The following is a 13,767-nucleotide window of genomic DNA, read 5'->3' as shown; positions in this document are numbered from 1 at the left end:
TGAGCAGGGCCAACCTGAGCCAGGCCAACCTGAGCGAGGCTGACCTGAGCGGGGCCAACCTGAGCCAGGCCAACCTGAGCGGGGCCAACCTGAGCGGGGCCGACCTGAGCAGGGCTGACCTGAGGGGAGCCAACTTGAGGGGAGCAAAGCTGGGTGGCACGAACCTAAAGGGGGCAAACCTATGGGGCGCAAAACTAAGTCCCGGCTGGGATCAATTCGCCGACTTGAAAGGGGCCATCCTCCCCGACGGAGCCATCCATCCCTAGCCTGATCCCTTGGCTACACTACCTACAGCCGCTCTCAGTGGATCCATGAGTCCCTCAGATCTCGCCTTTGCCAGCAATCACCAAGACATCCTCACACTGCTGGACTTAGTGGTTCGCGCCCGCTACCCTTTGATCTACCTGGTTACTCCCGAAGAAGCCCCGGCAGAGGAGCTCCTGCAAGTTCTAGCCGATTCCCTCAAGCCCAAGCGCAAACTCCTAATCTGGGATATCGTCTCCGGCTGGTCAGATAACGGCCAAAACAAAGGCCAATTGATGCCTGCTCTGGGCCGCATCGGCGCCATCAAAGAGGACGAGGCGGTTATTTGTGTTCTCAAAGACCTAAACCCCACCCTGAGAAATCCGGAACGCTCGGACAATTACCCCGTCATCCGCTACCTGAAAACCCTGGCCAGAGAGAGCCGCCACAGCCGCAAGTCCATCATCCTCTTGGGCCAAGAAGCCGTTGTCCCTGCCGAGCTGCGCGAGGAAATTGTGGTCTATGATTTTCCCCTGCCCAGCATCGCCGAAATTGAGCGGATCATTACCCGCGCGATCCCTGCCCGTCAACTGGAGCTAAGCGGCCCGGCGCAGGAACAACTGGTTCGAGCCTGCCAAGGACTGACCCGGCAGCGCATTGAGCGGATCCTGGCCCGCGCCCTAGCCGCCAAGGGCAAGGTCAGCGAGGGCGATATTGACCTTGTTCTGGAAGAGAAAAAACAATACATCCGCCAGACGGAAATCCTGGAGTTTTACAACCCCTCCGAGACCTTGCAAAATGTCGGCGGCCTGGAAAACCTCAAAGCCTGGATTCGGCAGCGCCGCAACAGTTTTAGTGCCCAGGCCCGTGCCTATGGCTTGCCCAGTCCTAAGGGCATTTTGCTGGCCGGGATCCAGGGCACCGGCAAGTCTCTATGTGCCAAAACCATAGCCCGCGAGTGGCGCATGCCCTTGCTCAGGCTGGATGTGGGGCGACTCTTCGGCGGGATCGTCGGCGAAAGCGAAAGCCGCGTGCGCCAGATGATCCAAATTGCCGAAGCCATGGCCCCTTGTGTGTTGTGGATTGATGAGTTGGATAAAGCCTTTGGCGGCGTCAACAGCGAGTTTTCAGGGGATTCGGGCACCAGCAAGCGGGTCTTCGGCAACCTGATCACCTGGATGCAGGAAAAAACCAAACCCGTTTTTATTGTTGCCACCGCCAACAATGTCCGCATCTTGCCGGCCGAGCTGCTGCGCAAAGGCCGGTTTGACGAAATTTTCTTCGTCAATTTGCCCAACCAACGGGAGCGGGAAGAGATTTTTCGAGTCCATGTCCAACGGCTACGGTCCAACCGAGTACGAGACTTCTCCTATACTGAGCTGGCCATGGCTGCAGAAGATTTCAGCGGGGCGGAAATTGAACAGACCATTTACGATGCCATGCACATGGCCTTTAATCAGGATCCACCCCGCGAGTTCACCCAAGAAGATATCCTGACCGCCATTCGCCAAACGGTTCCTCTAGCTGCCATCGCTCGTGACCAAATTCAAAGCTTGAAAGAATGGGCTGCCGAGTCAGGAGCACGTACCGCTTCCCAAGATCAAAAGTTGATTCAGGAGCTACGGACCATCGTCCAGAAGAGAGGGTTAGGCTACATTGAAGTTGATAGTCCCCCATCCTTTTCCTCTCCACCTCCTGCCTAAGCTGTTTTGGTCGGCTCGTTCCGAGTTGTGGCAGCTCCGTGGAAGTAGGCTTGCAAGCATTTTTTCCTGCAAGACGCAGAAAAACTCCGGTTGCCGCTCCGCTTGAATTTGCTGCCTGTGGATTAGCCCCCGTTAAATCCGTCCGGGGAAGCCGCCGATTGATCTGAGCTGCTCAGGTGGCCCCTTGTTGGATTAACTTCCGGCAGCTCCCAGGCAGGGCACTGGGATCGGATCCCGCACGTCAGCGTGCAGGACCGATGGTTTTGCACTTTTCGTATCCTTGACTACAGATTTTTTGGTAGGATTGATCGTGTAGAGGTACTGGTATGTAGAGCAGCCTTATGAGTGCAATCGCTGAAATGAGGGGGACAAGTCTCCTGGCCCGCCATCGCCAAAACATAGCAGCCTCCCTGGCCCGTCGTTTGGAAGCAGCTAGGGCGGCCAACAACACCCGCTTGATGGAGCTGCTGAAACAAGAAGAGCGGCAGCTGGCAGCCGAGTACGGCGGCAGGGATCCCTTCTCTTCAGCGCTCTTCAGAGGACTGCGCCACCTTTGGCAGAGCCTGAAGGCAGTCTTGGCGGCCTGCGATGAACTGCGGGTGCGGCAGTGGGTAGATGGCAGCGGCATGGTCTGGTGGTCTGTCCAAGACCCAATCACGGGAGAGCGCCTGTGTACCCATTCCGAGGGGGAGCTCATGGAGTGGATCGAGAAGCACCAGCGAGAGGATTAGTCTTCGCGGCTAGGACTTGCCTGAGCACCAATAGCCAGTGTTTCCCCTGGCGCTTCGTGCGTGTCCCAGTCTTTCCAGCTTGGGGAGGAAGGGAACAAAAAGTTTCACGGCTAGGCCGGGGCAATGGCCACCTGAGAATCCAAATTGATAGGATTACGAAGACTCATCATCTGCTTTAGGGGCCCTGGGATGGTTTGGCAACTGTTGACGTGGCCGGCCCAAAGTTTGCTTTGGCTAGCAGAGCAGATCCAAGAACGCGCCGAAGCACAGCTGGATAGCAAAGAAAACCTGCAAAAAGAACTTACGGCCCTGCAAATTCAGCTAGATTTGGGAGAAATTGACGAAGAAACCTACGCCCGCCGAGAAGAGGAGATTTTATTGGCTCTGGAAGCCTTAACCCAAGCAGAAGGAGAAGCCGAAGCATAGAGTTCTGCCGGTGGGCCTGGAAGGGATCCCTCAGCATTGCAGGGGGGCAGAACATGGGAGAATGAGCTTCTGTACACCCCCGTCTTTCCTACCCTGGGCTGTTTTCAATGACTGAATCCCATGAAACCTTGGTGCTCCGCGACGAGCAAAACCAGCCTCTCAAGTGCGAGATCCTGCGTCAGGTGGTCATCGACGAGCAGACCTATGCTCTGGTGACTCCCGTTGATGCTGTGATCAAAGTGCTGGTTTGGGAAGGGGAAGAAGAACCCAGCCAAGCGGTGAACGGCGATGCCAACATGGAAGGGATCCTGGACGAGCCGGATCCCGAAGAGCTACAGGCTACCCTGCCCACCATCCAGGCTGTCTTGGGGGAGTTGAACCTCACCTTGCAGCAAAATGGCTTCGACATCCTCACGGTTCAGGGGGAATTGCCCCCAGTCGAAGAGGAAGATGTGTTCGAGCTGGGCGAGAGCGAGGAAGATGCCCAGGAGTTTCAACTGCTAGCTACCTTTTTCTACCAAGAGAAGAAATACGGCATCTTTACCCCCCTCGATCCCGTTTTGCTCTACGCCGCTCTGCCTGACGAAGGGGATCCCTACCTGCTCACCCCCAATGAGCCGCCAGAGCTTTTTGATCAGCTCTATGCCCTGCTGCTGGATCTCGATGAGGAATGGGAAGACGGAGATGACGAAGAAGATGAAGACGAAGATTAGGCGGTCAACCCCTTCTGTTCTGCCGAGTTGGATACTCCTGCCCAGCCAGTCGCCTCGGCGGTGCGGAGCACCATAGGGATAGAGGTGGTGAAACTACCCGGTAAAACTTGCCCAGAGTTTTTCACCAGCCACTCCAGACCCGTCTCAACATCTGTCGGGGGCGTCGGATCTGCGGGCCAAGGGTCAGAATAAGCCAGCCTCAGACCAGCCGCCTGAGCATTGCGTAGCGAAGGAGCATGACTCTAGTCAATAATAAGCTCAACTATACTGAAAATAATGTATAATATGTTCAGTACGGATTACTACCAGTTGATCTTTCTGTTTACTTTCGAGTCTGCCAACATGGTAGCCAAAGCAAAGCAGAAAATTGGTAGTAAGACGACACGGAAACTGCGCTTTGGGTATTCTACTCAAAGCTTTGCGGGATACCGCCATTCTGTTTGGAAACAAACAGAATGCTATCGCTGCATAGTTGAACAGTGATGTTCAGCAGTGTTCAGCGTAAATGTATCAGCAACAGGGATGCAGCCGGTTGATTTAACCACCCTGCGTGCTGTGCTCGCCGATCTAACCCAGGCTAAGACAGGTCGGGATCCAGTGTTGCCTGCCCGCGTGGAATGGATCCAACAGACCGATCTGTGGACAGTGGTCATTGGCTTGCGCACCCTCACTGCCCGCCTCTGCTTGCTGTTGTGCTGGCATCCTCAGGCGGCCCGTCTCCACCTCTGTCAGCCTCCTCCCAAAGAGCCGGATGGCTTTCAATTTAGCCAGTTCCTCCAACGGCACCTGAAGGGTTTGGCTCTGACGGAGCTGGCTCTGCTGGAGGATTGGGAACGGGTGATTGACTTGCGCTTTGCCCCTCGGCCCGGGGATCCCCCTTATCGCCATCTCTACCTGGAGGTGATGGGCAAGCACAGCAATGCCATTTTGGTGGACGAGGCGGGCATGATCTTGGCCAGTGGCCATGGGGTAAGCGAGCGCCAATCGCGAATCCGTCCGGTACAACCGGGCCTGCCCTACGAGGCTCCTCCGGCCCTAACCGACCCGATCCCGCAGCGATCCGAGCCCTTTTCCTGGTGGCAAGAGCGCGTCGCCCTGATCCCCGGCCCCATCGGCCAACGGCTGTTGCGCTGTTATCGCGGCCTCAGTCGGCATTTGGTGGAAGCGATGTGCCATCAGGCTGGGATCCCGCCCCAAACCTCCACCGATCACCTCTCTGCCCGCGATTGGCAGGCACTGTTTGCCAGGTGGCAAGACTGGTTAACCCGTCTGGAAACAGGCCAGTTTGACCCAGCTCCCACTCCCCAGGGATACACCGTTCTCGGCTGGGCAAGCGGTGCCGTTCCCGTTAGCGGGACGGAGTCCCTGCAACAACCTTCTCGACTCAATCTGCACCAACTTCTGGAAGGCTACTACCAGGCTCAGCTTAACCGCGAACAGTTTGAGCGAGAGCGCCACCGTCTGCTGCAAAGGGTATCCACCCTGCTGAAAAAGCTCTATCAGCGGCGAGAGCAATTTGAGGCAATGCTGGCCGACTCCACCCAAGCGGAAGCCTCCAAGCAGGCTGCCGACTTGTTGATGGCCCACCTCCACCTCTGGCGGCCAGGGTTGCATCACATCGAGCTGCCGGATTTTGCCAGCGGCCAGACGGTCAAGATCCCTCTCGACCCCGAAAAAAATGCCATTCTCAATGCCCAAGCCTACTACCGCAAGCACCGCAAACAAAAACGGGCCCAGGATGCTATCCGGCCTCTACAAGAGGCGCTTGGCCAAGAGATCCTCTACCTCGAGCAGGTGGAAGCGTCTCTACAGCAGCTGGAAACCTATCGGGATCCCCAAGACTTGACCACCCTCAAGGAAATTGAGACCGAGCTGATTGAACAGCGCTACTTGGAGAGTCCCACTCGCAACAGCGGGACAGAGTCTCTGCGGGCGAGCTCAAAACATGCCTCACCGGCAACCTTCAACCCCCACCGCTTTACCAGCCCCAGTGGCTTCTCCATTTGGGTGGGGCGCAACAACCTGCAAAATGATCAGCTCACCTTTCGCGTGGCTCAGGAACACGATTGGTGGTTTCATGCCCAGGAGATCCCCGGTAGTCATGTGCTGCTGCGCTTGCCCCCCGGGGCTGTAGCAGAAAGCGAAGATCTGCAGGCGGCTGCTGATTTGGCGGCCCATTTCAGCCGCGGTCGCCTCAGCGAACAGGTGCCGGTGGTCTATACCCGCCCGAAACTGGTGTTCAAACCCAAGGGATCCCCGCCCGGCATGGTCGTTTACAAACAGGAGCAGGTGCTTTGGGGGCGGCCCAGCCATGCGCAGCTGCTCATTGCGTCAGCCCTTGGGCCACACTGACGCAACTGGTCACTTCGTTTCTGGCCAAGTGGGCAGGTTCGAGGCATTCAAGGGAGAACTTCGAGGGAGTAAGCGGCGCTGCGGCCATAGCGGCTGGGGTCGTACATTTCTTCTGCCAAAGCAGGAGCCACCTGGAATTGGCCGGGGATCTCCGGACGGAAGAGATAGACAAACTCATGGCGACCCTGCTTGAGCTCGGTGCTGAAAAAGGCCACGCGGTCATCCCGATTCTCTTGGCGGGTCCAAAACCAGTCCCACCAGTAGTCTGGGGCCAAGCCGGTGAACTCTCGCGGATCCTGGGAGGTGATCTCGGCGCCGCTGGGCAGGGGATCCTCGACCACCACGTAGTGGCTGTCCCGCTCGGCTTCCACCGTCAACCGGGCCAGGAGGATTTCTCCGGCCCTTACTGTGTCGCCAGGGCGCAGCGGCTGCTCTCGGTAGCGGATCTCCCCGTTGGGTTGGGGCTGGGGCTGTAGGCGGAAGTAGCTGCGGCTCACCGCAAAGCCTTGGGCTTGAGAGGGCAGAGGGTTGGGGACGAAGGCTTCTCCCCTCAAGCTGTAGTAAAGGGGGCCAGGGCCGGACTTTTCCAGGCGCAGGCTGCTCAGGTTCCCCACTTCTGCGTCAGCCCAATCCAGCCCATAGCGGGGATCCCCAGCGCCGGCCTGCCAGCGACCGAGAAGGGATCCGGTTGTCCCATCCAACACCCGCACCTCGCCGGGGCTGGGAAGCTGCTGCTGCTGGGCCTGGTAGTAGGCAGATAGGCCGAGGAGAGCATCGGCGGTGGCTTTGGTGGTGCGCCAGCGGTTGTTTTGCCGCTGCTGGAGAAGGGCCTCGGCAATCTGGGCAGCCCGGTCATCCTGCAAGCGAACGGCCAATTGCAGTAGGGGGCCGGCCACCTCCATGTCGTCGTAGGTGGAGCGCTCTTGGGTCGCACGAGTTGGAGCAGCCGGGATAAACCAGCGCCCTTGGGGATCCTGTTGCCGCCGCTCCAGAACCTCATCCAGGGCTGCCTGGGCAAGATCCCTCTGGCCCAGTTGCAGGGCGGCCAGCCCTCGGTAGGCCAGGCCAAAGGTGGAGAGCCGCTCCGGCGGCGGCAGGTCGGCAGTTACCAAAGCGGGATCCCAGAGGGCCAGGCTGTAGGCGACAAAAGCCTGTAGATCGGGGGAGAGGGCTTGGGGCTGGGCCAGTTGATCGGCCAGATAGTCCAAGGCCTGCCGCACCCGCCACTCTTTGAGGGCATAGCCAGCAGCTTGGGCAAGGTGATACCCCTGCAGGATGTATCCGGTCAGATAGGGGTTGCTCCGGTCATAGGCCCACCAGCCCCAGCCCCCATCGAAGTTCTGGGATCCCTCCAGTCGCTGCAAGCCCGATCGAAGCACCTGGGGCAGCCGCTCCAGGGTTTGCGGTCGCGTCGGCGTTGCGGAGCAACAGCGCAGGTTCAAGCCCAACTGCTTGCTGACTTGGGTGACGGCTAGGGCGGGCAAGAAGCGACTCAGGGTTTGCTCGGTGCAGCCGTAGGGGAACTCCACCAGGTAATCCAGCGGCTCCAGCAGGGTTGCTGCCGGGCTAGCGGCCAGTTCCAGGTGAAGCTGCCGGGATCCCGGCACCCAGGTGGCGGGCCAATCCAGCGATAAGTCAAGGCTGCCCTCCTGCACCCGACCCACCTGGGAGAACCGTTGCACAGCGCCGAAAGGCTGGCTGGGGATCCGCAGTTGCAACGCATCTTTCAGCCCATTCCCTTCCGCCCAGACCCGCAGAGAGGTATCTCCGGCCCCCAGAACCTGGAGAGGCCATTCCACCCGCCCCGCTCCTTGGGCCGGCACGGTGAGGCGTTGTCGTTCCGGGCCTTGCAATTTCAAGATCCCACCGGCAGGAACAGGAACTTCCAGCCGCACCTCCACCGCTTGGGCTTGACCCGTGCGGTTTTGCACAATGGCCGCCAAGGTGAGCTGATCCCCCACCCGGAAAAAGCGGGGAGCGGCCAAGCGCACCAACAGGTCTTTGCTGACTGAGACCGTGGCAAGAGCGGATCCCACCTGGGTGTCGGCAGTGGCAGCGCGGGCGGTCAAGCGCCAGGTGGTCAGGTTGTCGGGCCAACGCACCTGTACCTGAGCCAGGCCATCGGCATTGGTGACCAGATCCGGGAACCAGGCGGCGGTATCGCGAAAGTCTTCCCGCACTTGGCCGGCCAGCTTGTCAGCACCGCCGGGATATTGCTGAGGGAAAGAGGTAGTGGTGGTAACTTGGTTGTACTGGCGCCCATAGAAGAAGCGGCGAATATCCGGGGTGAAGTCGGGTCGCAATAGGTAGAGGGCATTGTCCACAATCCCTAGGCCCACCTCGGCGCTCACCGGCTGCCCTTGGGCGTCGCGGGTGCGGATTTGGATTTGGGCGGTCTCGCCCGGTCGATAGGTGGGTTTATCGGTTTGCAGCTCCACCTGCAAAAAGCGATCCAAGGGGGAGACCCGCAGCAGAGCCTCGCTTCGGTACAGCCGCCGCTCTGGGCCGATGGCAGTGGCAGTGACGTAGAGATTGGGACGATAGTCGCCGCGGATGGGCAGCCGCAGCGTGGCCGTATGCCCCTGGAGACGCAGCACCTGCACCTGGTGCAGCCGGGATCCCTCAATGCCCACCAGCACCGCCACATCCGGCAGCGGCGAGACTATCAGGATCTGGGCCTCTTCCCCCACCTGGTAGATCTGCCGATCCGCCACCACTTCCAGGCTGGGCAGGGATCCCCAACTTTGCAGGGGGCTGCCCGGCTCCACCACCCAGAGATAGTCCACCTCCTGCACCCGTTCGCGCCAGCGGTGCGGAGCACTTTGACGGCGGGGATCCCATGCCGTCAACCGCACCCGGTAGTCTCCCGGCTCCAGGTCGGCGGGCAAGCTGAGGGTGAGGCTGCCTTCCCCGTTGACAATCTGAAAAGGTTGCCGCAGCAGGGTACCTTGCCGTTGGTAGGTGTTGCTCTTGGGATCCCAGCGCCAGCGCTCCAGGCTCAGCTCTCCGGTGGCGCTGACGGGGCGGCCATCGTAATCGCGGGCTTGCAGCCGGTAGGTGAGGGTATCCCCCGGAGCCGGCAGATGGCGGTTCACTTCCGCAAACAGAGCAAATTCGCCAGCTGTTACCCAGGCCCGCGCCGTTCCGGTCACGGTGCGACGGCTGATATCGGTCACCTCCACCTCGATGCGCAACTGCTGCACCTCTTGGGGGCCCCAGTAGCTGTCTTCTTCCCAGTTGAGATCCTGCAGCAGGCGATCCAGGCGAAACTCCGCCCGCCCTTGGGCATCCGTCACCCCTTCTCCTTCCGCCACCAACTGGCCGTAGCCGCCGTAGTAGCCCTGCTCCTCTCCCAGGTCGTCGGCGAAATAGTCTTCCTCGGCAGAACGGGGCAACAGCCCATAGCGCAGGCTCCAGTCGGGGCTGCTGTAAACTCGGTAGCGGAGCTGGGCAGCGGCCACCGGCGCGCCGAAAAGATACTCGGCCTCCACCTGCACCTTCAGGGATCCCCCCCGCACCAGCCAAGGCCGGTCGGGCACCACCGCCACCTCAAACTCCGGCTTGCGGTAGGCTTCCACCTGAAAAGAGGTGTATTCGCGGCTGGATCCCTGCGGCCCTGACACCTGCCACTCCAGGCCGTAGCTGCCCAGGGACGCTTCTTCTGGCAGTTGAAACTCCCCATGGACACTGCCAAAAGCATTGGTGGCTAGGGTTTGTTCGCTCAACACATCCCCGTTGGGGGCCGTAAGGGTCAGTTGCACTGCTTGTCCTGGGGGGGGCGGCGTGAGGCGGGTTTGCTCTCGCACCAGGGCGCGGAAATAGACGGTTTGGCCAGGACGGTAGAGGGGACGATCGGTGTAGGCGTAGATCCGGTGGGGTTGGTTCCAGCCATAGGCGTAGCTGCGGGACAAAGCCTGCAGGGTGTTGTCGGCACTGCGGCCATAGACCACCAGGGAAGAACCCTCTCTCGCCGGCAGGCCAAAGCGGGCCAGCCCCTCTGCATCGGTGATGGCCGTCAGGGGATCCCCCCACTCCCCGAAAACTTGGATCTGGATCCCGGCCAGGGGACGCAGCTCCCGCAGGTGCACCGCCTGCACCACCAACTGGCTGGCATCCTGCTTCTGGATGAGGCCGAGATCGCTCACCAAAAACCAATGGTCGGAACGGGGCAAGGGTGCAGCCGCATTCAGCGGCTCCCGGCCCTCCGCCTCCACCCAGTAGGCCCCCGGCGACAGGATCCCCAGCTCCAAGGTTTGGGCTGTCCACCCCTCTCCTGCTCGTCGTGGCACCGGCTGCTGCCAACTGCGCACAAGCTCCCGCCGCAGGGTGGGATATAGAGCCGGATTCAGGGAGCCATAGCCAGCATCCGCCAAATCTCGCAAGAGAGGGGATCCCTGCAGCTCTGTCAGGGAAAAGCGATAGAGGCTGAGCTGCACCGAGCCCAGGCTGGTGGCCCGCCACTGCAGCCGCGCCGGTTCTGCGGTCGTAGACACCTGGCTGGTGCTGTAGAGATAGAGACCGGGGGGGACAAGCTGAGGGCGCAAGGTGGGGATCCGAACCGTTGCCCCCTCCCGCACCAGAACGGATCCCTGGCTGCCCACCGTTTCCAGGCCGGATCCCTGCACCGTCACCTGGTATTCCCCAACAGGCAATCGATCCAAGCGATATTCGCCATCTGAGGCCAAGCTGGCGCTGCGCGTGACCGGGCCGGCTGCAATGACCTGCACATCCCCAGGCGGAGCCTCTGCCGGCAGCTCCACCCGTCCCGCCAGGGATCCCGTCGGCTGTTCGGAAAGCAGAACCGCCAGCCCTACCCCCAAAAACACCACCAGGGCCACCAACCATCGCCTCAGCATGGGATCCCTCTCCTCCGTTGCTCCTACCCTGTGCCCTGGCCGCCCTGGGGGTTCAAGGGTCAGCCCAATCCACTACTTCACCAACTCGAACACGTTGAACATGGGCAGGTACATGGCCACGATAATGCAGCCCACCATACCGCCCAGGATCACGATCATCAACGGCTCCAGCAGGCTGGTGAGGGCGCGTACCGCCTCCTCCACCTCCAGCTCGTAGAAATCCGCCGTCTTCATCAGCATCGCGTCCAGCTCCCCTGTCTCTTCCCCCACGCTGATCATCTGAATGGCCATGACTGGGAAGACCTTGGCCTTGCCCAGAGCAGGGGCAATCTGCCCTCCCTCTGAGATGGATTGGCGGGCGGCGTCAATGGCGTTGGCCACCACCTGGTTGCCGGAGGTGTCGCGCACAATTTCCAAGGAAGTCAGCACCGGCACCCCGGAGCGGGTGAGAGCGCCAAAGGTGCGGCAGAAGCGAGCCACCGCCGACTTCTGGATCAGATCCCCGAAGATAGGGAGCTTGAGGGCCAGAGCGTCGATGGTTTCTTTGCCGGCGGGGGTGCGGTAAAAGCGCCGGAAAGCAAAATAGACGGCCCCTAGAAAGCCCACCAGCCCCAAGCTGTACTGGGGCGTGCGCAGGAACTTGCTGATGTTGATGAAAAACTGGGTAAAGCCGGGCAGCTCCCCACCCAAGTCGTTGTAGATGCTCTCAAACGTGGGCAAGATGAACAGCACCATGCCCAAGAAAATCAAGACAGCCAAGATCGTCACCACCACCGGGTAGGTCATGGCTGACTTGATCTGCTTCTGCAGGCGATCCATGTCCTCCAGCAGCTTGGCCAGGCGGTTGAGCACTTCGTCCAGCACGCCGCCCACCTCCCCCGCCTGCACCATGCTGCAGTAGAGGCCGTCGAAGGCGTCGGGATAAGGGCGGATGGAGTCGGAGAGGTTTTTCCCCGCCTCCACCTCCGCTCGGATAGCCCGCAGGTACTTTTTGAGTTTGCGGTTGCCGGTTTGCTCCTCCATGATGGTGAGAGAGCGCACCATCGACACGCCGGCGTTGATCAAGGCAGCAAATTGCCGGGAGAACACTGCCTTGTCGCGAATGTCGATGGATCCCAGCATCGACAAATCGAAAGACGTATCCAAGGAAAAGAAGGGTTTCTCCTCCTGAATGTCCTCCTGTTTGGCAAAAATCCCATCTCGGCGCAGCCGTGCGCGGGCCTCGGTCAAGTTGTTGGCCACCACCGTCAGGCGTACCGGCTGACCGGCCTTTAACCCCCGAACCTTGTAGCGCGGCATGGCTGTACCCCCGGCTAGATCGCTCTAAATAACGAAATGGCTTTAAATGTTTCGCAGGTGAAAAAGAGAAGTCAGCCCAAACCTTGGGCAGATCAACAATCTCTCAGCTAGAGCTTAGCCACAAATCAAGTCAGCGGCTAGAGATCGGCAATGAACCCTCACCCCGGGATCCCAGCACTGCCTGGTGGAGACGAAGTTTAGCGACGGGCGGCAACTGCTGCTGGCCGCTGTTGTTGGGCAGCCGCGGCTGGCGAGGGCCCGGTAACGTTGCCCAAAAGCCGTTGCAACTCCTCGGGGCGAGAGGTCTTAGACATGGCCGTATCGAAGTCGATCTTGCCCTGTAGGTAAAGGTTAGCCAGATCTTGCTCCAGCGTTTTCATGCCCTGCTTGCCCCCCGTCTGGATAGCCGAGTAGATCTGGGCAGTTTTGCCCTCCCGAATCAGGTTGGCAATGGCCGGCGTCACCACCATGATTTCCTGCACCAGCACCCGTCCAGGCTCTCCTGGCTTGGGATTGAGGCGGCGGGCCAGAGTTTGGGAGAAGACGGCCTTGAGGGAGTTGGAGAGCTGCACGCGAATCTGCTGCTGCTGCTCGGGCGGAAACACATCCACCAAGCGATCCACCGTCTGGGCGGCAGAACTGGTGTGTACCGTGGCAAAGCAGAGGTGGCCCGTCTCGGCGGCGGTAATGGCCAACTGGATGGTCTCCAGATCCCGCATCTCCCCAATCAGGATCACATCCGGATCCTCCCGCATCGCTGCCCGCAGGGCATTGGCAAAACTCTTGGTGTCTTCCCCCAGTTGCCGCTGGTGGATGATGCTGCGAATGGGGGTGTAGATATACTCAATGGGATCCTCGATGGTGAGGATGTGCTCGGCCCGTTCGCGGTTGATCATGTCGATCATGGAAGCCAGCGTAGTCGATTTGCCAGATCCCGTTGGGCCGGTTACCAGCACCAAGCCCCGCGGCAGGCGAGCTGCTTCCTTACACACATCCGGCAGGCCCAGCTTGTCGATGTTGGGGATCTCAGAAGCCAGGGCCCGCATGGCGCAAGCATAGGTGCCGCGATCGCGGTAGACGTTCACGCGGAAGCGCCCGATCCCCCGCACCCCATAGGAGCAGTCCAATTCCCAGTTTTGCTCCAGCTGCTTGCGCTGGTTGTTGTTCAGCATGCTGAAGATCAACCGCTGCACCTCCTCTGCCGAGAGAGGCTCATGCTCTGTCGGCTCAAGGTGACCATTGATGCGGAAGTAGGGGGGCAAACCCGCCGAGATATGAATGTCGGAACCGCCCTTTTGGACGATTGCTTCCATGAGGTCTTCGATCATCAGTTGGGGCATAGGGTTGGGTTCTCCAAAGGCGAGTAGAACTGTCTATCAAAAGAGCCGCCGGCAAAAGCCATGTGAGAAAGGCAACTGTATAGGACTGTTATAGTCGGCACCCC

The 13,767-nt window shown here is 60.1% G+C and carries 9 protein-coding genes; 6 read left to right on the top strand and 3 right to left on the bottom strand.

The genetic code is table 11. The annotated features are described in order from the left end of the window. The 6 genes from ACVWY9_RS09600 to ACVWY9_RS09575 form a co-directional block, all read left to right on the top strand. The coding region (locus tag ACVWY9_RS09600; protein WP_457388195.1) for a pentapeptide repeat-containing protein at nucleotides 1–266 on the top strand (266 nt) is incomplete at its 5' end. 45 nt (nucleotides 267–311) lie between these two features. Then, on the top strand, nucleotides 312–1,946 hold the full coding sequence (locus tag ACVWY9_RS09595) for an AAA family ATPase (protein WP_457388194.1): 1,635 nt from the start codon (nucleotides 312–314) through the stop codon (nucleotides 1,944–1,946). 341 nt (nucleotides 1,947–2,287) lie between these two features. Continuing rightward, entirely contained in the window at nucleotides 2,288–2,677 is a 390-nt protein-coding gene (locus ACVWY9_RS09590) for a hypothetical protein (RefSeq protein ID WP_414342319.1), read from the top strand. Between the two features lie 189 nt (nucleotides 2,678–2,866). Next, nucleotides 2,867–3,103 (top strand): gas vesicle protein GvpG, encoded by a 237-nt coding sequence (locus ACVWY9_RS09585; protein WP_011433717.1) that lies wholly within the window; start codon nucleotides 2,867–2,869, stop codon nucleotides 3,101–3,103. A gap of 107 nt (nucleotides 3,104–3,210) precedes the next feature. Continuing rightward, nucleotides 3,211–3,816, top strand: coding sequence for a DUF3727 domain-containing protein (locus ACVWY9_RS09580; protein ID WP_457388193.1), 606 nt, complete (start codon nucleotides 3,211–3,213; stop codon nucleotides 3,814–3,816). 522 nt (nucleotides 3,817–4,338) lie between these two features. Further along, entirely contained in the window at nucleotides 4,339–6,168 is a 1,830-nt protein-coding gene (locus ACVWY9_RS09575; RefSeq protein ID WP_457388192.1) for an Rqc2 family fibronectin-binding protein, read from the top strand. A gap of 47 nt (nucleotides 6,169–6,215) precedes the next feature. Here the strand turns inward: ACVWY9_RS09575 and ACVWY9_RS09570 are convergent, their stop codons facing one another. The 3 genes from ACVWY9_RS09570 to ACVWY9_RS09560 form a co-directional block, all read right to left on the bottom strand. Continuing rightward, nucleotides 6,216–11,024, bottom strand: coding sequence for an alpha-2-macroglobulin family protein (locus ACVWY9_RS09570; RefSeq protein WP_457388191.1), 4,809 nt, complete (start codon nucleotides 11,022–11,024; stop codon nucleotides 6,216–6,218). Nucleotides 11,025–11,096: 72 nt separating this feature from the next. Further along, nucleotides 11,097–12,323, bottom strand: coding sequence for a type II secretion system F family protein (locus tag ACVWY9_RS09565; protein ID WP_457388190.1), 1,227 nt, complete (start codon nucleotides 12,321–12,323; stop codon nucleotides 11,097–11,099). A gap of 197 nt (nucleotides 12,324–12,520) precedes the next feature. Then, nucleotides 12,521–13,663, bottom strand: coding sequence for a type IV pilus twitching motility protein PilT (locus ACVWY9_RS09560; RefSeq protein WP_238376760.1), 1,143 nt, complete (start codon nucleotides 13,661–13,663; stop codon nucleotides 12,521–12,523). Nucleotides 13,664–13,767 lie beyond the last annotated feature (104 nt).

It is taken from the genome of Thermostichus sp. OS-CIW-31 (assembly GCF_054060305.1).
Note: the sequence above shows the minus strand (reverse complement) of the source record. Positions and strands in the feature narration are given on the sequence as shown.

Bases quoted from the DNA above. Each gene is read 5' to 3' on its own strand.
- ACVWY9_RS09595 (WP_457388194.1), top strand. From the start codon at position 312: ATGAGTCCCTCAGATCTCGCCTTTGCCAGCAATCACCAAGACATCCTC.
- ACVWY9_RS09590 (WP_414342319.1), top strand. From the start codon at position 2,288: ATGAGTGCAATCGCTGAAATGAGGGGGACAAGTCTCCTGGCCCGCCAT.
- ACVWY9_RS09585 (WP_011433717.1), top strand. From the start codon at position 2,867: ATGGTTTGGCAACTGTTGACGTGGCCGGCCCAAAGTTTGCTTTGGCTA.
- ACVWY9_RS09580 (WP_457388193.1), top strand. From the start codon at position 3,211: ATGACTGAATCCCATGAAACCTTGGTGCTCCGCGACGAGCAAAACCAG.
- ACVWY9_RS09575 (WP_457388192.1), top strand. From the start codon at position 4,339: ATGCAGCCGGTTGATTTAACCACCCTGCGTGCTGTGCTCGCCGATCTA.
- ACVWY9_RS09570 (WP_457388191.1), bottom strand. From the start codon at position 11,024: ATGCTGAGGCGATGGTTGGTGGCCCTGGTGGTGTTTTTGGGGGTAGGG.
- ACVWY9_RS09565 (WP_457388190.1), bottom strand. From the start codon at position 12,323: ATGCCGCGCTACAAGGTTCGGGGGTTAAAGGCCGGTCAGCCGGTACGC.
- ACVWY9_RS09560 (WP_238376760.1), bottom strand. From the start codon at position 13,663: ATGCCCCAACTGATGATCGAAGACCTCATGGAAGCAATCGTCCAAAAG.